This window comes from Rhizobium ruizarguesonis, assembly GCF_017357285.1.
Taxonomy (GTDB): Bacteria; Pseudomonadota; Alphaproteobacteria; order Rhizobiales; family Rhizobiaceae; genus Rhizobium; species Rhizobium ruizarguesonis.
Genome location: NZ_CP071678.1, coordinates 4,068,136 through 4,092,509 on the forward strand (window position 1 = coordinate 4,068,136; position 24,374 = coordinate 4,092,509).

24 protein-coding genes are annotated in these 24,374 nt (G+C 60.5%); 18 read left to right on the top strand and 6 right to left on the bottom strand.

Features of this window, described 5'->3' with window-relative positions:
- Positions 1-127 precede the first annotated feature (127 nt).
- A complete protein-coding gene (locus J3P73_RS20050) occupies positions 128-1,063 on the bottom strand; it encodes a helix-turn-helix domain-containing protein (RefSeq protein ID WP_130693103.1) in 936 nt (311 codons plus the stop codon).
- Positions 1,064-1,116: 53 nt separating this feature from the next.
- Between J3P73_RS20050 and J3P73_RS20055 the strand changes: the two genes are divergently transcribed.
- Together J3P73_RS20055 and J3P73_RS20060 are read left to right on the top strand one after the other, a co-directional pair.
- Positions 1,117-2,679: a 4-hydroxyphenylacetate 3-hydroxylase N-terminal domain-containing protein gene (locus J3P73_RS20055; RefSeq protein WP_130665038.1), complete on the top strand. Its 1,563-nt coding sequence runs from the start codon at positions 1,117-1,119 to the stop codon at positions 2,677-2,679.
- Between the two features lie 9 nt (positions 2,680-2,688).
- Positions 2,689-3,201 (top strand): flavin reductase, encoded by a 513-nt coding sequence (locus tag J3P73_RS20060; RefSeq protein ID WP_018073576.1) that lies wholly within the window; start codon positions 2,689-2,691, stop codon positions 3,199-3,201.
- Between the two features lie 118 nt (positions 3,202-3,319).
- Here J3P73_RS20060 and J3P73_RS20065 read toward each other — a convergent pair whose 3' ends face one another.
- Both J3P73_RS20065 and J3P73_RS20070 read right to left on the bottom strand, forming a co-directional pair.
- Positions 3,320-4,798, bottom strand: coding sequence for an aldehyde dehydrogenase (locus J3P73_RS20065; RefSeq protein ID WP_130665039.1), 1,479 nt, complete (start codon positions 4,796-4,798; stop codon positions 3,320-3,322).
- A 58-nt stretch (positions 4,799-4,856) separates the two neighbouring features.
- Positions 4,857-6,308: an APC family permease gene (locus J3P73_RS20070; protein WP_130692559.1), complete on the bottom strand. Its 1,452-nt coding sequence runs from the start codon at positions 6,306-6,308 to the stop codon at positions 4,857-4,859.
- Positions 6,309-6,628: 320 nt separating this feature from the next.
- Between J3P73_RS20070 and J3P73_RS20075 the strand changes: the two genes are divergently transcribed.
- The 6 genes from J3P73_RS20075 to J3P73_RS20100 are packed head-to-tail and all read left to right on the top strand — an operon-like array spanning position 6,629 to position 13,019.
- Positions 6,629-7,414, top strand: coding sequence for an IclR family transcriptional regulator (locus tag J3P73_RS20075; protein WP_130665041.1), 786 nt, complete (start codon positions 6,629-6,631; stop codon positions 7,412-7,414).
- Positions 7,415-8,686, top strand: a complete 1,272-nt coding sequence (locus J3P73_RS20080; RefSeq protein WP_130692563.1) for a Tm-1-like ATP-binding domain-containing protein — start codon at positions 7,415-7,417, stop codon at positions 8,684-8,686. It abuts the gene before it with no gap.
- Positions 8,683-9,333: an HAD family hydrolase gene (locus J3P73_RS20085; RefSeq protein WP_130692565.1), complete on the top strand. Its 651-nt coding sequence runs from the start codon at positions 8,683-8,685 to the stop codon at positions 9,331-9,333. Before J3P73_RS20080 ends, J3P73_RS20085 begins: the two co-directional genes overlap by 4 nt.
- Before the next feature lie 17 nt (positions 9,334-9,350).
- On the top strand, positions 9,351-10,712 hold the full coding sequence (locus tag J3P73_RS20090) for an aspartate aminotransferase family protein (RefSeq protein ID WP_130692567.1): 1,362 nt from the start codon (positions 9,351-9,353) through the stop codon (positions 10,710-10,712).
- A 1-nt stretch (position 10,713) separates the two neighbouring features.
- Entirely contained in the window at positions 10,714-11,997 is a 1,284-nt protein-coding gene (locus J3P73_RS20095; protein ID WP_130692569.1) for an aspartate aminotransferase family protein, read from the top strand.
- Positions 11,998-12,005: 8 nt separating this feature from the next.
- Positions 12,006-13,019: a phosphotransferase enzyme family protein gene (locus J3P73_RS20100; RefSeq protein ID WP_130656138.1), complete on the top strand. Its 1,014-nt coding sequence runs from the start codon at positions 12,006-12,008 to the stop codon at positions 13,017-13,019.
- A gap of 14 nt (positions 13,020-13,033) precedes the next feature.
- Here the strand turns inward: J3P73_RS20100 and hpaR are convergent, their stop codons facing one another.
- Positions 13,034-13,507: a homoprotocatechuate degradation operon regulator HpaR gene (gene hpaR / locus J3P73_RS20105; RefSeq protein ID WP_024323646.1), complete on the bottom strand. Its 474-nt coding sequence runs from the start codon at positions 13,505-13,507 to the stop codon at positions 13,034-13,036.
- Positions 13,508-13,629: 122 nt separating this feature from the next.
- Between hpaR and J3P73_RS20110 the strand changes: the two genes are divergently transcribed.
- The 7 genes from J3P73_RS20110 to hpaI all read left to right on the top strand — a co-directional run bounded on the left by J3P73_RS20110 (position 13,630) and on the right by hpaI (position 20,642).
- Entirely contained in the window at positions 13,630-14,022 is a 393-nt protein-coding gene (locus J3P73_RS20110; protein ID WP_024323647.1) for a 5-carboxymethyl-2-hydroxymuconate Delta-isomerase, read from the top strand.
- Between the two features lie 43 nt (positions 14,023-14,065).
- Positions 14,066-15,583 (top strand): 5-carboxymethyl-2-hydroxymuconate semialdehyde dehydrogenase, encoded by a 1,518-nt coding sequence (gene hpaE, locus J3P73_RS20115; protein WP_207579691.1) that lies wholly within the window; start codon positions 14,066-14,068, stop codon positions 15,581-15,583.
- Between the two features lie 38 nt (positions 15,584-15,621).
- A complete protein-coding gene (gene hpaD / locus J3P73_RS20120) occupies positions 15,622-16,602 on the top strand; it encodes a 3,4-dihydroxyphenylacetate 2,3-dioxygenase (RefSeq protein WP_130656140.1) in 981 nt (326 codons plus the stop codon).
- A 65-nt stretch (positions 16,603-16,667) separates the two neighbouring features.
- Positions 16,668-18,122 carry an NADP-dependent succinate-semialdehyde dehydrogenase gene (gene gabD / locus J3P73_RS20125; RefSeq protein ID WP_130665045.1) on the top strand — a complete coding sequence of 485 codons (1,455 nt, stop codon included), beginning with the start codon at positions 16,668-16,670 and terminating at the stop codon, positions 18,120-18,122.
- Positions 18,123-18,142: 20 nt separating this feature from the next.
- Positions 18,143-19,012 (top strand): fumarylacetoacetate hydrolase family protein, encoded by an 870-nt coding sequence (locus J3P73_RS20130; RefSeq protein ID WP_130665046.1) that lies wholly within the window; start codon positions 18,143-18,145, stop codon positions 19,010-19,012.
- 2 nt (positions 19,013-19,014) lie between these two features.
- Positions 19,015-19,818, top strand: coding sequence for a 2-oxo-hept-4-ene-1,7-dioate hydratase (gene hpaH / locus J3P73_RS20135; protein WP_018073561.1), 804 nt, complete (start codon positions 19,015-19,017; stop codon positions 19,816-19,818).
- Positions 19,819-19,829: 11 nt separating this feature from the next.
- A complete protein-coding gene (gene hpaI, locus J3P73_RS20140; protein ID WP_130692571.1) occupies positions 19,830-20,642 on the top strand; it encodes a 4-hydroxy-2-oxoheptanedioate aldolase in 813 nt (270 codons plus the stop codon).
- Between the two features lie 98 nt (positions 20,643-20,740).
- Here the strand turns inward: hpaI and J3P73_RS20145 are convergent, their stop codons facing one another.
- Positions 20,741-21,304 (bottom strand): NADPH-dependent FMN reductase, encoded by a 564-nt coding sequence (locus J3P73_RS20145; RefSeq protein WP_207579692.1) that lies wholly within the window; start codon positions 21,302-21,304, stop codon positions 20,741-20,743.
- A 126-nt stretch (positions 21,305-21,430) separates the two neighbouring features.
- Here J3P73_RS20145 and J3P73_RS20150 point away from each other — a divergent pair, with 126 nt between their 5' ends.
- Positions 21,431-22,018, top strand: a complete 588-nt coding sequence (locus J3P73_RS20150) for a VOC family protein (RefSeq protein ID WP_003577030.1) — start codon at positions 21,431-21,433, stop codon at positions 22,016-22,018.
- Positions 22,019-22,065: 47 nt separating this feature from the next.
- Here J3P73_RS20150 and J3P73_RS20155 read toward each other — a convergent pair whose 3' ends face one another.
- On the bottom strand, positions 22,066-22,770 hold the full coding sequence (locus J3P73_RS20155; protein ID WP_020397622.1) for an IclR family transcriptional regulator: 705 nt from the start codon (positions 22,768-22,770) through the stop codon (positions 22,066-22,068).
- A gap of 179 nt (positions 22,771-22,949) precedes the next feature.
- Here J3P73_RS20155 and J3P73_RS20160 point away from each other — a divergent pair, with 179 nt between their 5' ends.
- Entirely contained in the window at positions 22,950-23,873 is a 924-nt protein-coding gene (locus tag J3P73_RS20160) for a fumarylacetoacetate hydrolase family protein (protein ID WP_018073556.1), read from the top strand.
- Positions 23,873-24,256 carry a carboxymuconolactone decarboxylase family protein gene (locus J3P73_RS20165; protein ID WP_003577023.1) on the top strand — a complete coding sequence of 128 codons (384 nt, stop codon included), beginning with the start codon at positions 23,873-23,875 and terminating at the stop codon, positions 24,254-24,256. The genes J3P73_RS20160 and J3P73_RS20165 overlap by 1 nt, the downstream gene beginning before the upstream one ends.
- Positions 24,257-24,374: the final 118 nt, after the last annotated feature.

Genomic DNA, 24,374 nt, shown 5'->3' on the forward strand with positions numbered 1-24,374 from the left:
TGTCAGTCAACGACATGTCCGTCTCGCGCGACTCTCCCACAAGCGCAAAAAGGCGGCAACACCTGAGACCGGTAAACTGAAAGAGTGTCGAAGATCGATCGCCCTGTCAATATATTTCACATGTTAACTAGAGTCCGTCATCCCGACTCTTCTCACCAGCTATGTTTTGCCGCCGCCATTCACTGGGCGGCATACCGGTCCGCGCGCGGAAAAAGCGCGAAAAATAAGCGGCATCCTTCAAGCCCACCTCGTAGGCTATGTCCTCGAGCGATCGGATGGTGAAAAGCAACAGCCGCTTGGCCTCGAGCAGGCGACGCTCGGCGATCATGTCCTTGACGCCCCGGCCGAATGCCATGTGCCCGGCCTTGGCAAGAAGATGCGGCGTGGTGCCGAGGCTCGAAACGTAGCGCGCAACCGGCCAGTTCTCGCGAAAATGCCGGTCGATCAGCCGTCGAAGGTCACCAGCAAGCAGGCGTTGTGGCGATTGTGCCAGCGTCGGCGCGTCGGACGCCAGGCGTCGGATCTGGGTCAGCATGGCGGCAACCAATGGTGAAAGGATCGTATCGGCCTGGCCTCTCCCCTCGGCGTACTCCTCCAGGATCAATTGCATGGTCCGCCGAAGTCTCTCCCAGAACGCTTCCGCGCCTTGCCCCGTCACCATCACCGGGCGATCCAGCGGCAGCGTCGTCTGGCCGGCGATCGACGGCAGCAGACTGTCTGCGATCGACACGACGACCGCGTCTGAAACAAGCGGATCGACGTTGAAGCTGTGGATGACGCCGCTCGGCACGAAGCTGACGGCAGGCGCCAAAAAGTCCAAACGTTGATCTTCTATGAAATAGGATCCGTTGCCGCTGGTCCAGAAAGTGACCTGCATCATCCGATCATGCTTATGGGCTCGAACCTGGCCGGAATGGAGATTTGCGCGCGCCATCACCGTTTCGACATGAAGAAACCCGATCTCCAAAGGGCGATCCGGTTCGCCATAGACAAAGAAACTTGGGACGATGTCGTTCATGCTGGCCGCCGTAAAAAGTACAAGTGATTTCCCTATTCTGTCCATGGTGGAAGGCGAACGCAAGGACTAGCATTTGTCTCACATCAAGGGAGGACGACATGCGATCAGAAGATTTCCGGGCCGATACCAAGCGGCCCTTCACCGGTGAGGAATATCTGGCATCCCTGCGTGACGGGCGGGAGGTGTACATCAATGGTGAGCGTGTCAAGGACGTGACCGCGCATCCCTCGATGCGCAATTCCGCCCGCTCGCTCGCCAGGCTTTACGATGCGCTGCATGCGGAAAAGACCAAGGAACGGTTGACATCGCCGACCGACACCGGCTCCGGAGGCTACACCCACAAATATTTCCGCGTCGCAAAGTCCTCCGCTGATCTTGTCGCCCAGCAGGGCGCGATCGCCGATTGGGCCCGTATGTCCTATGGATGGATGGGCCGTACCGCTGACTACAAGGCGGCATTGATGAATACGCTGGGCGCCAATGCCGACTGGTACGGTCCCTTCAAGGACAATGCGCTCGCCTGGCACAAGCGCGCTCAGGAAGCGGCTCTCTTCATGAACCACGCGATCGTCAACCCGCCGATCGACCGCCACAAGCCGGCGGATGCCGTAAAAGACGTATTCGTTCATATCACCAAGGAAACCGATGCAGGCATCTACGTCTCGGGCGCCAAGGTGGTGGCGACGTCCTCTGCGCTGACGCACTACAATTTCCTGGCGCAAAGCTCGGCGACGGTTACGGAAGACCCGTCGCTATCGGTGATGTTCATCGTTCCGATGAATGCGCCCGGCATCAAGATGTTCTGCCGCGTTTCCTATGAGGAAACGGCAAACCGTGTCGGCACGCCGTTCGACTACCCGCTCTCTTCCCGCTTCGATGAGAACGATGCCATCCTGGTTCTGGACAATGTCTTCATCCCCTGGGAGGACGTGCTGGTCCTGCGCGATGCGCCGAAGATCCTGTCCTTCCATCCCGCTTCCGGCTTCATGCACGGCTACTGCTTCCAGGGCTGCACGCGTTTCGCCGTCAAACTCGACTTCCTGGCGGGCCTGCTCGCCAAGGCTTTGCGGGCGACCGGCGGCGATGCCTTCCGCGGCAATCAGGCCGCACTTGGTGAAGTCATCGCGTTGCGCCACATGTTCTGGAGCTTCTCCAACGCCATGGCCTACAATCCGATCCCCTGGGCGAACGGCGCAGTGCTGCCCAATCTGGAGGCGGCTCTCGCCTATCGCACTTTCATGTCGGAAGCCTATCCCCGGGTCATCGAGACGGTCCGCAAGGTCGTCGCCTCGGGATTGATCTATTTGCCGTCCTCGGCCAAGGATTTCGGCAATCCGGAGATCGACCGCTATCTCGGCCAATATGTGCGCGGCTCCAACGATATGGGCCATATCGAACGCATCAAGATCATGAAGCTGCTGTGGGACGCAACCGGAACCGAGTTCGGCGGACGGCATGCGCTCTACGAATTGAACTATGCCGGAGCGCCGGAAGAAGTCCGCCTTCAGGTGTTGAAGGGGGCCGAGCGCGGCGGACGGTTGCGCGAAATGGAGGCCTTGGTCGATACCTGCATGAGCGACTACGACGAAAACGGCTGGACCGGTGACACCTGGTTGCCGCCGATCGGCAATGCAGACCAGTTCAAGTCCGCTGCTGAATAGGAGGCGACCATGGAGGAGGCCTTTTCCAAAACCGAGTTCCGCAATGCCATGGCGCGCGTTTGCGCGCCGGTCAACGTCATCACCACCAATGGTCCCGCCGGTCGCGGCGGGTTCACCGCCACGGCCATGTGCAGCGTCACGGATGAGCCGCCGACGCTGCTCGTCTGCATGAATAGCCGATCCGCCCAAACTGCCCTGTTTCTGGAAAACCACCGGTTCTGCGTGAACGTATTAAGTCACGACCACAGAGAGCTAGCCGGGAAATTCGCCGGAGCAACCGCCGATATGGAGGCGCGCTACGCCTCTGCGGATTGGGTCGCAATGCCTTCAGGTACGGATGCTCTCGCGGATGCGATCGTCTCATTTGATTGCGAGCTGTCTGAGGCAAGACTTGTCGGTAGCCATCACATCTTCATCGGACGGATCGCCGGCATCAGATCCCGCCCCGATGGCAACGCGTTACTGTATTTTGACCGGAATTACGTTCATGTCCCGACGCAACTCGGCAGCTTCGGAGGTTGAAGGTATTCGCTGTCAGCCGCGTTGCGGCTGACAGCGAACGGGCTACGCGGGAGCTTTAACTTTAGATGCATCCGGCATTTCAACTGCGCCCCTGCTCTCAGCAAAGTGTTCGACTAAGCTAGAGCTGGATCCACGCCGTCTTGAGATTATGGTACTTGTCCATCGCATGCAGCGACTTGTCATGGCCGTTGCCCGACTGGCGGATGCCGCCGAGCGGCACGGTGTTGTCGGCGCCGCCATAGGTGTTGACGTGGACGACGCCGGCCTTGACTCCCCGCACCATGCAATGGGCGCGCGACAGATTGCCGGTCCACACGGCTGAAGCGAGACCATAAGGCGTGGCATTGGCAATGCTGATTGCCTCTGCATCGTCATCGAAGGGAATGATGGAGAGGATCGGTCCGAAAACCTCCTCTCTGGCCAGCGTCATCTGCGGCGTCACGTCGAAAACGGTCGGCTGCATGTAGAAACCGCCGGTGTCCTGAAGAATACGGCCGCCGCCGGTCCTCAGTCTTGCACCTTCGGACAGCGCCTGGGCGGCGAAACCGAGGTCCTTCTCGAGTTGGATCTCGCTGGAGATGGCGCCGGATTCGGTCGAGAGCAACAGCGGATCGCCAACCTTTATCTTTTCGGCAATGGCTGAGATCCGTTCTGCGAAGGCTTCGTGGATCGACCGCTCGACCAGGAGTCTCGACCCGGCAACGCAGACCTGCCCCGAATTTCTGAAGATGCCGAGCGCAGAGACCTTGGCGGCCTGTTCAAGGTCCGGCGCATCCGCGAAGACGATGTTGGGCGATTTGCCGCCCAGTTCGAGATAGACCCGCTTCAGGTTGGAGCGCGCCGAATATTCGAGCAGCCGGCGGCCGACGCCGCCGGAGCCAGTGAAAACGAGAACATCGATATCGCCATGCAGGCCGATCGCCTCGCCGGCGACCGTGCCGCGGCCGGTGACAACATTGAGCACTCCCTCCGGCAAGCCGGCTTCAGCACACATTGCCGCCAGTTTCAGAAGGCTGAGCGATGCGCCTTCGGCTGGCTTCAGCACCACCGAGTTGCCGGCTGCCAGCGCCGGCGCGATCTTCCACGCGCCGATCATCATCGGGAAATTCCATGGCACGATAGCGGCGACGACGCCGACGGGTTCGCGGTGAATGAGGCCGAGAACGCTTTCGGAGGTGGGGGCAATCTCGCCGTAGACCTTGTCGAGGGCTTCGGCGTAATAGCGGAAAGTGGCGGCCGCGCTGCCGGGCTCGGCCTTCAGGGCCATGCTGATTTCCGTACCGTTGTCGCGCACGCCGAGCACCGCCAGTTCAAGCGCATCGCGCTCGATCAGCTCGGCGATCCGGAAAAGGATTTTCTTGCGCTCTGCGGGCGCTGCCTTCGACCACGTGCCTTTCTCGAAAGCGGCGCGAGCAGCCTTGACGGCCAAATCGACATCGACTGCACCGGCATCGCCAATGGTCGTCAATTTCGATCCGTCGATCGGCGAGATGACATCCATGGTCGTGTCGCTTTGAGGTGCACGCCATTCGCCGCCAATGAACAGCGATTGCGGCGAGACGACGTCTGAGCGGAGTTGGTCGATCTTGTCCTGCATCTCAATCTCCTCACGAAAGAAATGGCGGACCAGCGTCCGCCATCATGATCCAGATATGTCAGGCTTCCTGTCCGGCGCCGAGCCGGGCAAAACCAGCAGCATCTTCCGACTTCAGACGGGCAGCTGCTATCAAGCCGACAATGGCGGCAATCACCACCAAGCCCGGCAGAAGCACGGCGAGCACACCGCTTGCGCCGGCGATCGCGCCGAAATTCACGGTGATATAGTAGACTAGTCCCAGCAGGATGACGCCGGTGATCACCGGCAAGATCTTGGTCACCAGAACGTTGCCCTCGAGGCCGGGATTGCGGCTGAAGAAGGCGACGATGGCGAATGCGGTGAAGGCCATCAGCAGAATGATGGCAAGCGTGCCGACGTTGGTGAGCCACGAAAAGAGGGCAAGCACGGGATCCTGCCCCGTAAAGGCGAAGAGCGCGATGACGAGAGCGGCGACAATCGTCTGGATCACCGAACCAACATGCGGGCTCTGGAAGACAGGGTGGGTGACACCAACAGACTTCGGCAGCAGACCTTCGCGGCCGGCGACATACATGTAGCGGGCAACGCCATTGTGGAAGGCGAGCACGCCGGCAAACAGGCTGGTGATGAAGAGTACGTTCATGACCGGGACGATCCAGTGACCGACATAGCGTTCGGCAAGGCCGAAGAGGAAGGTCGTCGGATCGGCGAGGCCCTGCAGTTCTGGAACGAGCTTATCGGCGCCGGCGCCGTTGACCATCAGCCACGAGGTCAGCATGTAGAAGAGGCCGATAATAAGGACAGAGATATAGGTCGCGCGTGGCACGGTCTTGTGCGGCTCGCGGGCTTCCTCGCTGTATATCGTGGTGGCTTCGAAGCCGATGAACGCTGCAAAGCAGAAGAGAATGCCGATTGCCGGCGTTCCGCTCATGAAGGCGGCGGGCGTGAAGGGTACGGCCGAGATGCCGCTGTCACCGCCCTTGAGCAAGATAGCGGCGTCGATGACCAGCACGACGACATATTCAAGAATGACGAGGACCGTCAATATCTTGGCCGACAGATCAACGCGCCGATAGCCGAAGACCGCGACGACGGCGATGCCGATATAGGTCCAGACCCACCATGGCAATTCAAGGCCGATGCCCGCGAAGAACCCTGCGGTTGCCGCACCGAAGAGACCGAAAACGCCAATCTGCATGGCATTGTAGGCAAGGATGGCGATGAGGGCGGCTGCACCGCCCATCATGCCACCGAGACCCTGGGCGGTATAGGCATAAAAGGCACCGGCATTGCGGATGTGGCGCGCCATGGCGACGTAGCCGACCGCAAATAGCACCAGGATTGCCGTGACCAGCAGAAAGGTCAGCGGGATGCCCGCGCCGTTGCCGAGCACCATCGACAGAGGCACACCGCCGGCGACCGCCGTCAGCGGCGCTGCGGCCGATACCACCAGAAATGTCACGGCGCCGACGCCGAGACTGTTCTTGCGCAGCTGGTTTTCACCTGCGCCTGTTGAGAATTGATTGTCCATTTTGCTCAAGTTCCCCTTGTTGCAACTATCCGATTGCGCTCCGGGAAAACCGTCCTCCCAAACCGCCGTCATTTCGAACCGGACTAATCTGCCGCGTTTTTTCTTTTGCTCTTGGCCGCGCGCAGGTCGGCGCATATGGTTCACATATTGAACCATTGCTTCAAATATAGACTTGCAAATAACGGCTGCACCTGTCAAGTTATTTCGCATGTTAAGTAGTTTGTGCCGACATAGAGGACCGGCATCGACGGTGATGACCCAGACAGGTGTCCGTAACACCGACCGGTATCGAACGACGACCGGGCAAAAAAGGAAACCGCATGAGCACCGTCGGAAAAGCACTGTCCTTGCTGGACAGCCTGTCGCAACTCAACCACGAAGCGGGATTGACGGACATCGCCCGTCTCTGCGACCTCGACAAAGCGACGGCCCGCCGCCTGCTTGTCGAGTTGGAAAAGCATGGCTTCGTCGAGCAGGATCCGGAGACGCGCAGATACCGGATCGGTTCAGCTCCGGTTCGCCTGGCGCGGATTCGCGAGGCGCGCTATCCGTTCCTGCGGGTCGCCATCCCCTTCGTAAGGGAGCTCGCTGAGAAGTCCGAGGAAACTGTTCATCTCGCCGAATTCAGCGGCAGCACACTTTCGACGATCCATGTCGAGGACTCACCGCGGGCTCACCGGGTCATCGTCGAGATCGGCACGCGCCTGCCTTTCCACGCCACGGCATCAGGCCTCGCCTATCTGGCTTTCTCCGATAAGAAATACATCGAGTTGGTCCTGTCGCAGCCGCTGGAAGCCTTCACCGAGCACACCGTGACCGATCCGGCCGTGGTCCACAAACTGATAGACGAAACGGTCGCGCGCGGATTTTCGATCAGCAGCCAGGGTCTCGAAGTCGGCGTCGTCAGCACCGGCGCTCCCATTCTTTCGCCGACCGGTCAACCGATCGGCTCCATCACCATCGCGGCGCCGCTGGCACGTGCGCGCGCGGCCACTCTGGCGAGCTTCGGCGCAGCCGTCGCCGACACAGCCAAACGTATCTCAGAAAAATACTACGGGCCGGAACGGCCTTCGGGAACAAAAACGCAAACAAAGAGGACCGGTTGAATGAGCCCAGCAGAGCCTTCGCCAGAACAAACACGCCTGCCCAGCATCCTTGTGATTGGAACCGGTGACACCAAATCCGACGAGCTTCAGTTCATGGCAGGCATCATCCGCGATGCCGGCGCAGAACCGGTCATGGTTGACGTCAGTATCTTGTCAGATCCGCCTTACACACCGGATTATTCCCGGCACGACATCGCCAAATCGGCGGGAACCTCGATCGAAGCGATCATTAACAGCGGCGACGAAAATTCAGCAATGGCGCTGATGTCGACCGGCGCTGCGGCTCTCGTCGGAACGTTGCATGCGACCGGAAAGGCGGATGGCATCATTGTTCTCGGCGGCTCCATGGGTACGGACCTTGCGCTTGACGTGGCGGCCGCCCTGCCGCTCGGCGTTCCCAAATTCGTGGTCTCGACGATTGCCTATTCGCATCTCGTGCCGCCGGAGCGCATCGCCCCGGACTTGATGATGATACTGTGGGCCGGCGGACTTTACGGATTGAACGATATCTGCCGCGCCGTGCTTTCCCAGGCCTGCGGTGCCGTCGTCGGGGCTGCCCGTTCCTGCGTGAAGCCCAAGGCGGAGCGGCCGTTGATCGGAATGACCTCCCTCGGTTCCACCTGCCTCAAATATATGAAACATTTGAAGCCGGAGCTTGAAAAGCGCGGCTATGAGGTCGCAGTATTCCACTCGACCGGCATGGGCGGACGGGCCTTCGAGGCGATTGCCGCGCAGAAAGGCTTTGCCGCGGTGTTCGACTTCTGCATGCAGGAAGTCGTCAACCACCAGAATGGCACCGTGGTCACCTCCGGTCCTGACCGCATGGAAAATGCGGGCCGCTCCGGCATACCGCAGATCGTCGCGCCCGGCGCGGTCGATATGGTGGACCTGCCCGCGTGGCAGCCGCTGCCGGCAGCACTTGCCGACCGACCTTATCACGCACACAACCGGCTGATCGGCTCGGTCACCACCTCGCCTGAAGGACGCCGGGCAACGGCTGCCCTGATCGGAGAAAAGCTTGGCGGCGCGCAGGCGCCGGTCGCCCTGATCCTGCCGCTCGAAGGCATACAGGAATGGGACCAGCCGGGTGAACCGTTGCATGATCCGGTAGGCCTTTCAGCCTTTATCGATGCGATGCGCCTGGCCCTCCCCCCATCCGTCGCCCTGCATGAGGTCGATGGTCACATCAATTCCCCTCAATTCTCCACAAAAGCCCTCGCCGTATTCGATGCGTGGGTTGCACAGGGCATCATCCAGGAAGGCAGGCCATGACAGGTGATCGCGCACTCATCCTCGATTTCGGCGGCGTCGTCACCCGCACGCTGTTCGAAACGCACGACGTCACCGAGCGGGCGCTTGGCCTTGCCGCCGGCACACTCACCTGGCGCGGTCCGTTCGACACAACGACCGATCCACTCTGGGTATCGATGCAGAACCGTGAGATCACCGAACGCGACTACTGGATGACACGGACCGCGGAAGTCGGCCGGCTGGTCGGTGAGGATTGGACCGACATGAAGACCTTCGTCCAGCGGGCGCGCGGCGCCGATGCCGATCTCGTGCTGCGTCCGGAAGCGGCAGACGCCATCACCCGCGCCAAGGCCGCCGGCCTGCGGCTCGCCATCCTTTCGAATGAACTCGATCTTTTCTACGGTGTCGAATTTCGCAAGCGTTTCCCGCTGATCGATTTCTTCGACGTTATCGTCGATGCCACCTACACGAAGATCCTGAAACCGGATCCGCGCGCCTATGAACAGGTGATCGCCGAGGTCGGGCTTCCGCGCGAAGCCTGCGTCTTCGTCGACGATCAGTTGAAGAACATTGAGGGCGCCGACGTCGTCAAGCTTCCCAACGTCCATTTCGACGTTACCCGGCCCGCTGACGGCTATGCCCGCGCCCTTTCCATGCTTGGACTTTGAACGAAGAGGACTGCGATATGCGCGAAACCAATTTTCTGACCGAAAACAACGCCCGTCATGTCTGGCACCCGATGGCGCACCCGGCCGACATGTTGGCCAATCCGCCGCGCATCATCAGGGCGGCTTCCGGTGTTGAAATCACCGATATCGACGGCAAGACGGTGCTCGATGGCGTCGGGGGGCTCTGGAACGTCAACCTCGGCTATTCCTGCGATCCGATCAAACAGGCCATCCGTGACCAGCTCGAGGAACTCCCTTATTATTCCGCCTTTCGCGGCACCACCAATCCGCCGCTGATCGAACTGTCTTACGAACTGGCTGAGTGGTTCAAGGAAGACGGCCTCAGCCGATCCTTCTTCACCTCGGGCGGCTCGGATTCCGTGGAGACCTGCCTGCGGCTTGCCCGCCAGTACCACAAGGTCAATGGCCAGCCGGAGCGCACCAAATTCGTGGCGCTGAAGAAAGGCTATCATGGGACCCATTTCGGCGGTGCGTCCGTCAACGGCAATGCCAACAACCGTCGCAACTACGAGCCGCTGCTCCCGGGCGTTTCGCACCTGGCGGCTCCCTATGGCTACCGCAATCCTTTCGGCACCGACGATCCGGCGGAAATCGCGGCGGCCATCGGTCGTCAGTTCGAAGACGAGATCGCCTTCCAGGGCGCCGATACGATCGCCGCCTTCATCATGGAGCCGGTGCTGGGCGCCGGCGGCATCATGGTGCCGCACGAAACCTTCATGCCGCTGATGCGTGCCATCTGCGACAAGAATGGCATTCTTCTGATCGCCGACGAGGTCATCACAGCCTTTGGCCGCACCGGTGCCTGGACGGGGTCGCGCCTGTGGGGCACCAAGCCCGACCTGATGTCGACCGCCAAGGCGATTACCAACGGCTATTATCCCTTCGGTGCGGTGATGATCGCCGACAAGATCGCGGAAGCCTTCGAGGCCAACAAGAACACCGTCGGCACGATCGGTCATGGCTACACCTATTCCGGCCACCCTGTGGGTGCAGCGGCGGCGCTGGCGACGCTCAAGGAAACCAAGCGCCTCAACGTGGCCGCCATTGCAGGCGCGCGCGGCAATGAACTGCTGGCTGGTCTGAACAGGCTGAAAGAAAAACATGAACTGATCGGCGACGTGCGCGGCAAAGGGCTGATGTGCGCGCTGGAACTGGTGACGGACCGCGCGGCAAAGACCGGCGCGCCGAAGGATGTGGTCCAGCGCCTGCAAGACGCGGCCTACGACGCCGGCGTGATGGTGCGTACCTCCGGCTCCAACGTCATCATCTCGCCGCCGCTTATCATCACCACAGCCGATGTAGATCGGATCCTCGCCGCACTCGAGGCAGGCCTGACAGCTGCCGCAGGAGGCAAATGACATGGCGGAAAACGCAGCACTTCTCGCCCGCCGCGAGCGGCTTCTTGGCCGAAACATGTCCACCTTTTATGACGACCCGGTTCAACTGGTGCGTGGAGAAGGTGTCTGGCTGTGGGATGCCGACGGCCGGAAATATCTCGATTGCTACAACAATGTGCCGCACGTCGGCCATTGCCACCCACGCGTCGTCGACGCGATCACCCGGCAAGCGTCGACGCTGAATACCCACACGCGGTATTTGCATGAAGGCATCCTCGACTATGTCGAGCGGCTGACGGCTACATTCGACAAGAGCCTCGATACTGCGATCATGACCTGCACCGGCAGTGAAGCCAACGACATCGCGTTGCGTATGGCGCAGGCGGTTACGGGAAAGACCGGTGTTATCGCGACCAACCATACCTACCACGGCAATACCGCGGCCGTGTCGCAGCTCTCTACCCGCATGCCCCCGGTCGGCGGTTTCGGCGGCCATGTCCGCCACGTGCCGGCGCCCGACAGCTATCGGCCCATGGGTGGTATGCCCGGCGAAGCCTTTGCGGAGGCTTTCGCCTCTGAAGTGGAAAAAGCGATCGCCTCGCTGCAGAGCAGCCCGCACGGCTTTTCGGCGCTCATCATCTGCCCGTTCTTTGCCAATGAGGGATTTCCCGACCTGCCGACGGGCTTTCTCGACAAGGCAATCACTGCCGTGCGCAAGGCGGGAGGGCTTGTCATATCCGACGAGGTGCAGCCGGGTTTCGGGCGCACTGGCGGCCATATGTGGGGCCATCAGCGCGCAGGCTTCGTGCCCGACGTGGTGACGCTCGGCAAGCCGATGGCCAACGGCCATCCGGTCGGCGGCGTCGTCGCCAATGCCGACACGCTGAACGCCTTCCGCAAGGCCTTTCGCTATTTCAATACCTTTGGCGGCAATCCGGTTTCCTGTGCTGCGGCGCTGGCGGTTCTCGACGTGATCGAAGATGAAGGGCTGATGGAAAACGCCCGTGCCGTCGGCGCCTACGCGCAAGACGGCCTCAAACACCTGTCCGAAAAACATGACGTCATCGGCAACGTGCGTGGCAGCGGCCTGTTCTTCGGGGCGGAGCTGGTTCTCGACCGTGAGAAAAAGACCCCGGCGCCGGACATCGCCACAAAGGTCATCAATGACATGCGCGCGCGCGGCGTTCTGATGGGCAAAATCGGGGTGCATCAATGCGCGACCAAGATCCGGCCACCCATGCCATTTTCGAAGGAGAATGCCGATTTGATGCTTTCCACGCTCGATGACGTTCTGTCCGGATTGTGACGGTGGCCATGTCGGAACATGAAACCACCTCTTTCATGGAGGCGCTGAGTGCGCGGGCATGCGAAGCGCTTGCCAGCTGGGAGCTCGGCGCCCAGATACCCCAGCTCCTGAAATACCGGGAGAATGCGGTATTCCGGGTGACGCTCAGGAGCGGCGAGCCTGCAGCCCTGCGGCTGCACCGGCCCGGCTATCACAACAAAAATGCATTGGTTTCGGAACTCTCCTGGATGGCAGCCTTACGCGAGGCGGGCCTGCGCGTTCCGGCACCTGTTTCCACGTTGGACGGACGCCAAATCGTTGCGCTTGCGGCAAATCCTGTGTTCGGTGACCAATACGCCGACATCGTCAGTTGGATGACCGGCAGCCCGCTCGGCCAATCGGGTGTTCTTCTTGCGCATTCCAGGGAGCGCCTCGTCGTTATTTTCCGCTCGCTGGGTGAAGCGATAGCCCGGATGCACACAGCCACCGATGCCTGGAGACCACCGGCCAACTTCCGCCGCCCGGCATGGGACGGCGATGGTTTGCTTGGCGGGCAGCCGCTTTGGGGCCGATTCTGGGATTGTGCAGGATTATCGCCGGATCAGGTGATGCGATTGTCGGATCTCAGGCTCTTGCTGCGAGAGAAAACCGATGCACTCCGCCATCTCGACTATGGTCTCATCCATGCCGATCTCGTTCGGGAAAACGTCCTCATAGACGGCGATCATGTCGAATTGATCGACTTTGACGATGGTGGCTACGGCTGGCGGATGTTCGACATCGCCACAGCCTTGTTCAAGAATCGCGGCGAGCCGCACTACGAACTCATCAAGGCAGCGTTGATCGAGGGATATCGCGGCGTACGGTCGCTACCGGACAGCGCCCTTGAAACCCTGCCGCTCTTCATGGTTCTGCGCAGCATCACTTATATCGGCTGGATCGGTGAGCGAATTGGCGCGCCGGATGCGGCAGAGCGGCTTCAGCCCTATGTAGCCGATGCTCTGGCGTTGGCAGACACCCTCCAAACCGGCACCAGCAGATAGGAGCGGAGGCCGTGCTATTTGTTCAGCGTCGCCAGTTCGTCGAGCATGTCGAGCAAGGTATCGATGCGCTCGCGGCCGAACCGCTGCTCAAGCGCAGTATAAATCGTCCGGCTGTCGGGACTGACCTCGTTGATGATCTTCAGTCCCGCGGCCGTGATCTGCAACAGTATCCGGCGGCCGTCTTCAGCATCCTTGCTCTTGGTGATGAAGCCGCGCTCCTCGAGAGACCGAATGATCCGCGTCAGGCTCGGAGCAAGGATAAAGGCCCGTTCCGACATCTCCGATGCATCCAGTGTTCCGGCTTCCGCCAGAATGCGAATAACGCGCCATTGCTGTTCCGTCACATCATGCAGCGCCAGCATGGGCCGGAAGTGCCCCATCACCGCTTCACGCGCCCGAAGCAACGCAATCGGCAGCGAGCGGCGTGTATCGCGGGGCAGCAAGGCATCCTGCATTATGCCGTTATCGTCAGGGGATTGTTTGGTCATAAGGGTTCTATGGATCAATTTCTTGAACCGCGCAACGTGGCCGGCAGCCACGATGCCCTTGACAGAGCCGACAAAATATTTAACATGTTAAATATACTGAGGTCGTGGCGCGGGGAGGAACGATGCCGCATTTCACCATGGATTATTCGGCGAATCTCGACGGAAAAGTGGACTTCGGCGCGCTGTGCCGTGTCGTCCACGCCGAGATTCTCGGCACGGGCCTGTTCGAGACCGGTGCCGTGCGGGTGCGCGCCATCCGTTGCGAAGCCTATGCGATTGCCGATCTGCTTGATGAAAATGCCTTCATCGATATGTCCTTTCGCATCGGCGAAGGTCGTAGCCAGGAGGATAAGCGGCGCACCGGCGAAGCGATCTTTACCGCCGTCACGAAACACCTCCGCAAGCTGTTCGAGACGCCGCACTTCGCCCTCACCCTCGAAATCCGCGAAATCGACCCGGCGCTGAGCTGGAAGAAAAACGCCATCCACCCGCGCCTGCGCAAGACAAACGGTTAGCGCCGCAGCGAGTGATCGCAAGCAGGACACATCGGAGAAAAGCATGTCGACACTTGAAGAAAACATCGCAAAGGCCGAAGCCTATTTGGCCCGCTTTCGCAAAGACGGCGTATTGAACCATATCGCTGGCGAGGCAATGCCAGCAGCCGATGGCACCACGTTCGACATCATCTCTCCGGTCGACCTGAAGGTTTTGGCAAAGGTGGCACACGGCAAGGCGGCGGATGTGGACCGGGCGGCACAAGCCGCAAAAGCCGCCTTTCCTGCCTGGGCCGCGATGTCGGGCGACGTGCGCAAGAAACTTCTCCATAAGATCGCCGATGCGATCGTAGCGCGTTCCGAAGAGATCGCGTTCGTCGAATGCATGGACACCGGTCAATCGCTGAAATTTATGGCGAAGGCAGCCCTTCGCGGAGCAGAGAACTTCCGCTTCTTCGCCGATCGCGCCGTGGAAGCCCGTGACGGCAAAACGCTGCGTGCGGATGGTCAAGTCAACATCACTACTCGCGCACCGATCGGCCCGGTCGGCGTCATTACGCCATGGAATACGCCTTTCATGCTGTCGACATGGAAGATTGCACCGGCGCTCGCTGCCGGCTGCACGATCGTACACAAGCCGGCGGAATTCTCGCCGCTGACTGCGCGGCTGCTGGTCGAAATCGCCGAAGAGGCTGGTCTGCCGAAGGGGGTCTGGAATCTCGTCAACGGGCTCGGCGAGGACGCAGGCAAGGCGCTGACCGAGCATCCTGCCATCAGAGCAATCGCCTTCGTCGGCGAAAGCCGCACCGGCTCGATGATCATGAAACAGGGCGCCGACACGCTGAAGCGGGTACATTTCGAACTCGGCGGCAAGAACCCCGTCATCGTTTTTGCCGATGCCGACCTTGAGCGCGCCGCCGATGCTGCCGTCTTCATGATCTATTCGCTGAATGGCGAGCGCTGCACCTCATCCTCCCGCTTGCTGGTGGAGGAAAGCATCTACGACCGCTTCACGGCGATGGTCGCCGAGAAAGCCAAGCGCATCAAGGTCGGCCACCCCCTTGATCCAGAAACTGTGGTCGGCCCGCTGATCCACCCCGTGCACGAAAAGAAGGTGCTGGACTATATCGAGATCGGCAAAGCCGGCGGCGCGACGGTTGCCGCTGGCGGCACGAAATTCGAAGGGCCGGGTGGCGGATGCTACGTATCCCCCACCCTCTTCACCAGCGCCAACAACCAAATGCGCATTGCGCAGGAAGAAATCTTCGGACCTGTTCTGATCGCGATCCCCTTTAAGGACGAGGACGATGCACTGGCGCTTGCCAACGACGTGCAATATGGCCTCACCGGCTACCTCTGGACTTCGGACGTCACCCGCGCCTTCCGCTTCACCGATGCCCTGGAAGCCGGGATGATCTGGGTGAACTCGGAAAACGTCCGCCATCTGCCGACCCCTTTCGGCGGCGTCAAGAATTCCGGCATCGGCCGTGACGGCGGCGATTGGTCCTTCGATTTCTACATGGAGACCAAGAACGTTGCTTTCGCCACCAAGGCGCATGCGATCCAGAAACTCGGCGGCTGAGTGCACCGGACACCCTATTGAATTTGGAGGAGAACCCCATGCCCCTGCCCACACCCAATCTTTATCCGGCCTTCAACATCGTGCGCCTCAGCCATGTCGAGCTTGCCGTGACCGACCTTGCGAAATCGCGCGCCTTCTACGTCGACACGCTCGGCTTGCAGGTGACCGACGAGACGGCAGACACGATCTATCTGCGTGCGCTCGAAGAACGAGGGCATCACTGCATCGTCCTGAAAAAAGAAGCCGCCGCCGAAGCACGCGATCTCGGCTTCAAAGTCTTCTCCGACGAGGACCTCGATAAGGCCGAGCATTTCTTCAAGGGCAACGGCCTGCCGGTCGAATGGATCGAGCGGCCCTACCAGTCGCGTACCTTCCGTACCCGCGATCCGCATGGCATTCCGCTGGAATTCTATTCGAAAATGGACCGCCTGCCGCCGATCCACCAGAAATATGCCCTCTACAGAGGCGTAAAGCCGCTCCGTATCGATCACTTCAACTGCTTCTCACCGAATGTCGACGAAAGCGTTGCCTTCTACAATGAGATCGGCTTCCGCGTGACGGAATACACTGCCGACGAGGAAACCGGGAAGCTCTGGGCGGCATGGACGCATCGCAAGGGTGGCGTCCATGACATCGCGTTTACCAACGGTCGCGGTCCGCGTTTGCATCACACCGCGTTCTGGGTTCCGACGCCGCTCAACATCATCGACCTGCTCGATCTGATGGCGACCACCGGTTGGCTGCCCAATATCGAGCGCGGCCCCGGCCGTCACGGTATTTCGAATGCCTTCTTCCTCTATATCCGCGATCCGGATGGCCACCGCATCGAGATCTATTGCTCGGATTATCAGACGGTCGATCCCGATCTCGAGCCGATCAAATGGGATCTCAAGGATCCGCAGCGCCAGACGCTTTGGGGGGCTCCGGCGCCGAAATCCTGGTTCGAGGAAGGCAGCACCTTTGCCGGTACCGAGGTGCGTGATTCCGTGCTGAAGGCCCAGCCGATCGTCGCGCCCTGAATTTCCCCAGCTGGGCGGGCGCGAAAGCGTCCGCCGTTTTTTTAATGCTTGGTGAGGAGCCAGCCATGAAATTGCAAGATCCTTCCTTGTTCCGCCAAGCCGCTCTTGTCGGCGATAATTGGATCGAGGCCGATCCGAACAACGCGATAGAGGTGAACAACCCGGCGACTGGCGAGATCATCGGCCGGGTGCCGAAGCTGGGCGCCGCCGAGACCAGGACGGCCATTGAGGCTGCCCGCGTGGCCCAGAAGGGCTGGGTTGGGCGCACTGCCAAGGAACGCTGCGCGATCCTGCGCAAATGGTACGAGCTGATGATCGAAAACAAGGACGATCTTGGCCGTATTCTGACCCTGGAACAGGGCAAACCGCTGGCGGAGGCGACCGGTGAAATCGTCTATGGTGCGAGCTTCATCGAATGGTTTGCCGAGGAAGGCCGCCGCATCTACGGCGACCTGATCCCCGGCCACCAGCCCGACAAGCGCATCATGGTGATGAAGCAGCCGATCGGCGTCGTCGCGGCAATCACGCCGTGGAACTTCCCCAATGCGATGATCACCCGCAAGGCCGGTCCCGCCTTTGCCGCCGGCTGCGCCATGGTGCTGAAGCCTGCCTCGCAGACGCCGTTCTCGGCGATCGCGATTGCGATCCTGGCAGAACGCGCCGGCCTGCCGAAGGGCCTCTTCAGCGTCATCACCGGCTCGGCCGCGGCCATCGGCGCCGAGATGACCTCGAACCCGGTGGTGCGCAAGCTGACCTTTACCGGTTCGACCGAAATCGGCACCGAGCTCTACAAGCAGAGCGCCCCGACCATTAAGAAACTCGGCCTCGAGCTTGGCGGCAATGCGCCGTTTATTGTCTTTGACGATGCCGACCTCGATGCTGCGGTCGAAGGCGCGCTGATTGCCAAATACCGCAACAACGGCCAGACCTGCGTTTGCGCCAACCGCATCTATGTCCAGGACAGCGTCTATGATGCCTTCGCCGCGAAGCTGGCGGCGGCCGTCGGCAAGCTGAAAACCGGCAACGGCTTTGACGAAGGCGTCATCCTCGGACCGCTGATCGACAAGGCCGCCCTAGCCAAGGTCGAGGAGCATATCGCAGACGCGGTGGGCAAGGGCGCGCGCGTCGTGCAAGGCGGCAAACGGCATGCGCTGGGCGGCACCTTCTTCGAGGCGACCATCTTGGGCGAGGTCACCAAGGACATGGCGGTGGCGCGCGAGGAAACCTTCGGGCCGTTAGCGCCGCTGTTCCGTTTCAAGGACGAAGCCGACGTCATCGAGCAGGCAAACGACACCGAGTTCGGCCTCGCCTCTTACTTCTACGCCAAGGATCTCGCCCGGGTATTTCGTGTGGCCGAGGCGCTGGAATACGGCATGGTCGGCGTCAATACCGGCCTGATCTCGACAGCCGAAGCGCCGTTTGGCGGCGTCAAACTGTCGGGTCTCGGCCGTGAGGGCTCGAAATATGGCATCGAGGAATTCACCGAGATCAAATATGTCTGCCTCGGCGGCATCGGCTGAACTGAATAGGAAGAAAAACCATGTCCCACCCGAAGTTTGTCAGCTTTACCCGCAACGGCCACAGTGGATACGGCGTTCTTGCCGGAGATGGAATCATTGACCTTTCCGCCCGCCATGGCACGAAGTGGCCAACGCTACGCGAGGTGATTGCCGACGGCGTGCTGCTGAAGCTCGCTGAGGAAGCGGCGGGCTTGGAGCCCGATTTCCCGGTGTCGGACATCCGCTACGAAATCCCTGTTCCCGCCCCGGAGAAGATCATCTGCGTCGGCGTGAACTTCCCCGACCGCAACGAGGAATATAAGGATGGGCAGGCAGCGCCTTCCAATCCCTCCCTGTTCACTCGCTTTCCGCGCTCCTTCACCGGCCACGATCAGCCGCTGATCCGACCGCCGGAAAGCCCGCAGCTCGACTACGAAGGTGAAATCGTCATCATCATCGGCAAGACCGGCCGGCGCATTCCCGAGGCTGAGGCACTATCCCACATCGCGGCGCTGTCTCTGTGCAATGAGGGCACGATCCGCGACTGGGTCCGCCACGCCAAGTTCAACGTCACCCAGGGCAAGAACTTCGACCGCACCGGCTCGATCGGCCCCTGGCTGATCCCGTTCACGCACGAGGCGCAGATCGCCGACATCAGGCTCGAAACCCGCGTCAACGGAGACGTCCGCCAGAGCGACCGCACCAGCCGGATGATCTTTTCCTTTCGCAAGATCATCAACTACATCTCGACCTTCACTACGCTGGTTCCCGGCGATGTGATCGTCACCGGCACGCCAACCGGTGCCGGTGCCCGCTTCGATCCGCCGATCTGGCTGAAGCCGGGCGATGTCGTCGAGGTCGAGGCCGATGGTATCGGCATCTTGCGCAACACGATCACAGACGAGGTTTGACCATGTTGACACCCGATGAGATCCGCCAAGCGGCCGAAAGGCTTGACATCGCAGAGCGGACACGCGTCCAGACCGGTCTTTTGTCGCTGCAGTACCCCGGCATGACGATGGGCGACGCCTATGCTGTGCAGTCGGCCTGGGTCAAGAAGAAGGTCGCTTCCGGTCGCAAGGTGATCGGCTGGAAGATTGGCCTTACCTCCAAGGCGATGCAGTATGCGCTGAATATCGACATTCCCGATTCCGGCGTCCTGTTCGACGACATGATATTCGAGGACGGCGAGACGGTTCCGCAGGATCGTTTTATCCAGCCACGCATCGAGGCGGAAATCGCCTTCATCATGAAGGCGCCGTTGAAGGGCCCAAACGCCACGGTCTTCGACGTGCTCAATGCCACCGACTATGTGACGCCGGCGCTGGAAATTCTCGATACGCGGATCCTGCGTGTCGATCCGGAAACGAAGAAGGCCCGGACCATCGTCGACACGATTTCCGACAATGCGGCCAATGCCGGCATCGTGCTCGGCGGACGCATGATGCGACCCGACACTGTCGACATGCGCTGGATGGGCGCAATTGTTAGTCGCAACTCCGAGGTCGAGGAAACCGGTCTGGGTGCCGGAGTTCTCAACCAGCCGGCGCGCGGCGTTGCCTGGCTTGCAAATCGGCTGGCTGATTATGGCGACGGCATCGAGGCGGGCCAGATCGTCCTTGCCGGCTCCTTCATTCGCCCGGTCGAAGCACGTCGCGGCGATACGATCGTTGCCGATTTCGGACCCTACGGCACCGTTAGCAGCTATTTCGCATAGGAGCGATGCCCATGCCGGCGCCAAAAAACACATTCAAGGCGGCCTTGATGGAGAAGCGTCCGCAGATCGGCCTCTGGCTGGCGCTCGCCAACCCCTATGCGGCCGAGGTCTGCGCAGGCGCGGGCTATGACTGGTTGCTGATCGATGGCGAGCATGCGCCGAACGATATCCCTCTGATGATGGCGCAGTTGCAAGCGCTCCGGGGTTCGCCGAGCCATCCGATCATGCGGGCACCGATCGGCGAGGCCTGGATCTTGAAGCAGATCCTCGATATCGGCGCGCAGACGGTGCTGGTGCCGATGATCGAGAGCGGCGACCAGGCAAGAGCCATGGTGCGCGCGGTGCGCTATCCGCCGCACGGCGTGCGAGGCGTCGGGGCAGCGCTTGCCCGAGCTTCGGCATTCAATCGTATTCCCGACTACCTGCAGACCGCCAATGACGAGGTCTGCCTGCTGCTGCAGATCGAAAGCCGCGCCGGGCTGGCCGCACTCGATGACATCGCCACCACCGACGGCGTCGATGGTGTTTTCATCGGACCGGCCGATCTTGCCGCCGACATGGGCCATCTCGGCAGGCCTGGCGATGCCGAGGTGCAGCAGGCGGTGGAAGCGGCGCTGATCCGTATCCAGTCGCACGGCAAGGCCGCCGGTATCCTGACCGCTGACCAGTCGCTTGCCAACCGCTATGTGGAACTTGGCGCCACCTTCGTCGCCATCGGCAACGATGTCGGCCTCCTGGCAAACGGTGCTTCACGCCAGCTTTCCGATTTTCGGAACGCTGGCGCGACCACCGCCGGAAGTTCGGACACGGCAAAGGTTTACTAATGCGCGTCGCAATCTTTCAGCTTCGCTGCTGACGCTTTAGATCTTTGGTTTCCCCCATGTCGTGGTCGCAAAACTGCTGCACAGTTTGCGGGGTATGCTCAAGATGCTGCTACCCTCTGGATAAGCCCCTGAAGCGCGGCGAGCTGTTCTGCGATCAGCCGCCGTGTCGTCTCGTCAGTAAGCTCGCCCTGCGCCGAGACCTTGCTGGCTGCATCTGCGATAATGATCTCCGGCTTGTTCAGCACGAATGCATCGAGATAAAGCAGCACCTGTCTCAGGTGGTATTGCGCCCGCGCACCGCCGAGCATGCCGACCGAAGCCGTCTGGATCGCGACCGGCTTGCCCGAGAACGGCGGCGGAGACAGCCGTGACAGCCAATCGAGCGCATTCTTCAAAACGCCGGGGATCGAGTAATTGTATTCCGGTGTGACGAACACAACGGCATCCGAAGACCGGATGATCTCGGCCCAGTCGAGTACGATGGCGGGGCAGCCCTGAGACTGAATATCCGCATTGTAGTGAGGAATACTTTCCATGCCGTCCAGCGGGTGGAAAGAGATCCCGGTTGGCGCAAGCGTCGAAAATTCCCGCGCGATCGCCGCATTGAACGATCCTTGGCGAAGACTTCCGCAGATTACCGCGATGCTGATTGTATCGGTCATTTTCCCTCGTTTTCATTCATTTGTCAGCGATGACATTGCCTGTTTCGCGCCTCTTGCGCGAACGATGATGTTCGTATAAAGAACATATATGTTCAATTAACGGATAATGTAAAGGAGGATCATCGAATGGAGGTTCGCGTTGTCAGGCTCGGTCATGTTGGGCTCACAGTCAGGGATATCGATCGCACGATCGATTTCTATTCGACGTATCTGGGTATGCGTCTGACGGAAAAGTTCGAATATCCGGAAGAGAAGATCGGCCATGGCGTGGCCGTCGCCGCGGGAGCCTTCCTGCGCTGTGACGTCACTCATCATGAAATGTCGATCTTCCGGATGCGCCGCGACATTCTCGCCGCCGATGCACCGGATGCGCCGCGCTATGGTTTCGGACTGCACCATATCGCGTTTGAGCTGAATACGCCGGAAGACCTGAAAGGGCTCTTCAAGAAGATGCGGGACGGGGGCGTCGAGATCGTCAACAGCCGCAAAGGCGGACCCGGCAACCAGCCGCGCTTCTATGCCCGCGACCCCGACGGCAATCTGCTGGAATTCTACTGGGGCATCGACAAGATCGGCTGGGAAGGCGCATCGCGCGCATACGACCCGATCGAGGAAATCGACCTCCTCAACTTCGATTTCGAAGCCTATGTCGACCGGCGCGAACGTGATGCAGCCGAGGCACGCAAGGGCATTCGCTCCGGTCTCAACACCTGACAACTGAACAGAAGGGCCTCAACGCGATGATGCGCATCTTCAATCGGTCAGTTGAGGCCTTTCATGATCTCCGCGGCCGCCTCGAGGAGCGGCTTTTGCACCGACAAAAGCAAATGGGCACGCGTACTTGGCACAAGAACGCCAAGGCTTGCTTCGCAGCGCCCGTTCTTTTCGAGAAGGGGCGCGGCGATCCCGTGAACGCCCATCTGCAGCTCGTCATGAGAAATGGAGCAGCCATCGGCCTTCGTCGTTTCGATTCGTGCAAGGGCCGCAACCGGGTCGTCGGTTTTCTTCAGGATACGAGTGATCGCTTTTTCGCCCTGGAACGCCAGGATAGACCAGCCGCTGGCTCCTTTGTAGAGCGGGTGGCGCGAACCGGGACTGTGTTCGACGCGCACCAGATGCCGCTGGCCGACGGCCTGGTCGATGACGACGGCCTCCCAATTGTCCAGCCCGTGCAGAACGACAGTCTCGCCTATTTCCGCCGCCAGTCTCTGCATGACGGGTTTGGCGACGCTGCGCAGATCCGTGCCGGTCTGTCGTGCAAGACTGAAGACGGCAGGCCCGACGATATAGCCCTCGTCGCTTCGGCGGACATAAGCGCGTTGCGCCAGCGTCACGAGCAGACGATGGGCCACCGTGCGGTTGATGTCGCACATTCGCGCCACGTCGGACGCGCTGACGGGCCCCTGCCCCGCCACCGTTTCGAGAACGGTCAGCATCTGGTCTCCCGTCGATGAGATTTCCGCCAATTTCAACTCCTGTGAAGGTCGAGCCGCCCGTTCCGCTGCGTAGGTCATACCGGTTTCTGGCCGGAAATGATCAGAAGACTACTACTTCGACACCGTTTTTGTAGCAAGCGGATCATTGACGAGTATCGCACAATATGATCTAAATACGAACATAAATGTTCAAATAGCGGAACAAAAAAATGAAACTCGTCAGTTACGATGAAAATGGCACCCCACGCTTTGGCGCCCTCTGTGGCGATCGTGTGATCGACCTTGCCGGCGCCAGTGAACTTTACGCCGCAGACGACGAGACGATCGAAATCATCCCTTCGCGCATCGAGACGTTCTTCGAGGAGCCGGATGTTTTCTCTGAATCGGCGCGTGCAGTCATCGCTCGTTTCGAAGCGGACCACGTTGCGAACGATGCGATCTCGAAGCTGCGTTCGGGCGTGAAGTTGCTGCCGCCGATCGGCCGCCCGCCCAAGATCATCTGCGTAGCGCGCAATTACGCTGAGCACGCCAAGGAAGCCGGCCTCGAAATCTCACCGATTCCGATCATCTTCGCGCGCTTCGCCAACACCTTTGTCGCTGACGGCGGCCCGGTCATCGTGCCGTCTGTCTCCACCCATCTCGATTGGGAAGGCGAGCTGGCCATCATCATCGGCAAAAATACCAATGGTCGCCGCCTGAAAAAGGAAGAGGCCATGGACTACGTCTTCGGCTACTCCATCTTCAACGACGTGACCGTGCGCGACTATCAGTTCCGGGTTACCCAATACACGGCGGGCAAGAACTTCCGCGCCTCCGGACCTTTCGGTCCGGTGATCGTCACGGCCGACGAGATTGCAGATCCGCACAAGCTTGACATCCGCACGACGCTGAACGGCGAAGTGATGCAATTCGCCAACACCGAAACGATGATCTACGACATTCCGACGATCCTCGAGCACATTTCCGACTTCATCGATCTGGAAGCGGGCGATGTGATCCCGACGGGGACGCCGGCCGGTGTCGGCTTCAAGCGCAAGCCACCGATCTTTCTGAAACATGGAGACCGGATCACCGTTGAAATCCCCGGTATCGGCACGCTGTCGAACCCCGTTATCGATGAAGGAACTGCGTAATGGGACAGGACGTCTTCGAACGTGGCCTCGATATTCGCAAGGCGGTGCTGGGCGCGGCCTATGTCGAGAAATCGCTAGACGCGGCCGATGATTTCAACCGTGACTTCCAGAATCTCGTCACGGAGTATTGCTGGGGCGCCGGCTGGGGGCGCACCGCGCTCAGTCTGCGCGACAAAAGCCTGCTGAACCTGGTCATGCTCGGCGCGCTCAACCGGAGCACGGAGTTCAAGCTGCACCTGAAAGGTGCGCTGACGAACGGCTGCAGCCGGGACGAAATCAAGGACACGCTTATCCAACTCGCCATCTATGCCGGCATACCGGCCGGTGTGGAGGCATTTCGCCTGGCCCGTGAAGTCTTCGCCGAGATCGAGGCCGCCGAATGATCATCTGACGCCAGGCACCGGATGGCAGACCGAACAGACCACTAACCCCCAAGAGGGCACCGCCTATGAAAATGCGTGAAGCCAGAGTTCAGCGGGAAGGCCGGCTGTCCGCATGGAT

Coding starts and splice junctions, on each gene's coding strand:
- J3P73_RS20050 (WP_130693103.1), bottom strand. CDS start 1,063: ATGGACAGAATAGGGAAATCACTTGTACTTTTTACGGCGGCCAGCATG.
- J3P73_RS20055 (WP_130665038.1), top strand. CDS start 1,117: ATGCGATCAGAAGATTTCCGGGCCGATACCAAGCGGCCCTTCACCGGT.
- J3P73_RS20060 (WP_018073576.1), top strand. CDS start 2,689: ATGGAGGAGGCCTTTTCCAAAACCGAGTTCCGCAATGCCATGGCGCGC.
- J3P73_RS20065 (WP_130665039.1), bottom strand. CDS start 4,798: ATGCAGGACAAGATCGACCAACTCCGCTCAGACGTCGTCTCGCCGCAA.
- J3P73_RS20070 (WP_130692559.1), bottom strand. CDS start 6,308: ATGGACAATCAATTCTCAACAGGCGCAGGTGAAAACCAGCTGCGCAAG.
- J3P73_RS20075 (WP_130665041.1), top strand. CDS start 6,629: ATGAGCACCGTCGGAAAAGCACTGTCCTTGCTGGACAGCCTGTCGCAA.
- J3P73_RS20080 (WP_130692563.1), top strand. CDS start 7,415: ATGAGCCCAGCAGAGCCTTCGCCAGAACAAACACGCCTGCCCAGCATC.
- J3P73_RS20085 (WP_130692565.1), top strand. CDS start 8,683: ATGACAGGTGATCGCGCACTCATCCTCGATTTCGGCGGCGTCGTCACC.
- J3P73_RS20090 (WP_130692567.1), top strand. CDS start 9,351: ATGCGCGAAACCAATTTTCTGACCGAAAACAACGCCCGTCATGTCTGG.
- J3P73_RS20095 (WP_130692569.1), top strand. CDS start 10,714: ATGGCGGAAAACGCAGCACTTCTCGCCCGCCGCGAGCGGCTTCTTGGC.
- J3P73_RS20100 (WP_130656138.1), top strand. CDS start 12,006: ATGTCGGAACATGAAACCACCTCTTTCATGGAGGCGCTGAGTGCGCGG.
- hpaR (WP_024323646.1), bottom strand. CDS start 13,507: ATGACCAAACAATCCCCTGACGATAACGGCATAATGCAGGATGCCTTG.
- J3P73_RS20110 (WP_024323647.1), top strand. CDS start 13,630: ATGCCGCATTTCACCATGGATTATTCGGCGAATCTCGACGGAAAAGTG.
- hpaE (WP_207579691.1), top strand. CDS start 14,066: ATGTCGACACTTGAAGAAAACATCGCAAAGGCCGAAGCCTATTTGGCC.
- hpaD (WP_130656140.1), top strand. CDS start 15,622: ATGCCCCTGCCCACACCCAATCTTTATCCGGCCTTCAACATCGTGCGC.
- gabD (WP_130665045.1), top strand. CDS start 16,668: ATGAAATTGCAAGATCCTTCCTTGTTCCGCCAAGCCGCTCTTGTCGGC.
- J3P73_RS20130 (WP_130665046.1), top strand. CDS start 18,143: ATGTCCCACCCGAAGTTTGTCAGCTTTACCCGCAACGGCCACAGTGGA.
- hpaH (WP_018073561.1), top strand. CDS start 19,015: ATGTTGACACCCGATGAGATCCGCCAAGCGGCCGAAAGGCTTGACATC.
- hpaI (WP_130692571.1), top strand. CDS start 19,830: ATGCCGGCGCCAAAAAACACATTCAAGGCGGCCTTGATGGAGAAGCGT.
- J3P73_RS20145 (WP_207579692.1), bottom strand. CDS start 21,304: ATGACCGATACAATCAGCATCGCGGTAATCTGCGGAAGTCTTCGCCAA.
- J3P73_RS20150 (WP_003577030.1), top strand. CDS start 21,431: ATGGAGGTTCGCGTTGTCAGGCTCGGTCATGTTGGGCTCACAGTCAGG.
- J3P73_RS20160 (WP_018073556.1), top strand. CDS start 22,950: ATGAAACTCGTCAGTTACGATGAAAATGGCACCCCACGCTTTGGCGCC.
- J3P73_RS20165 (WP_003577023.1), top strand. CDS start 23,873: ATGGGACAGGACGTCTTCGAACGTGGCCTCGATATTCGCAAGGCGGTG.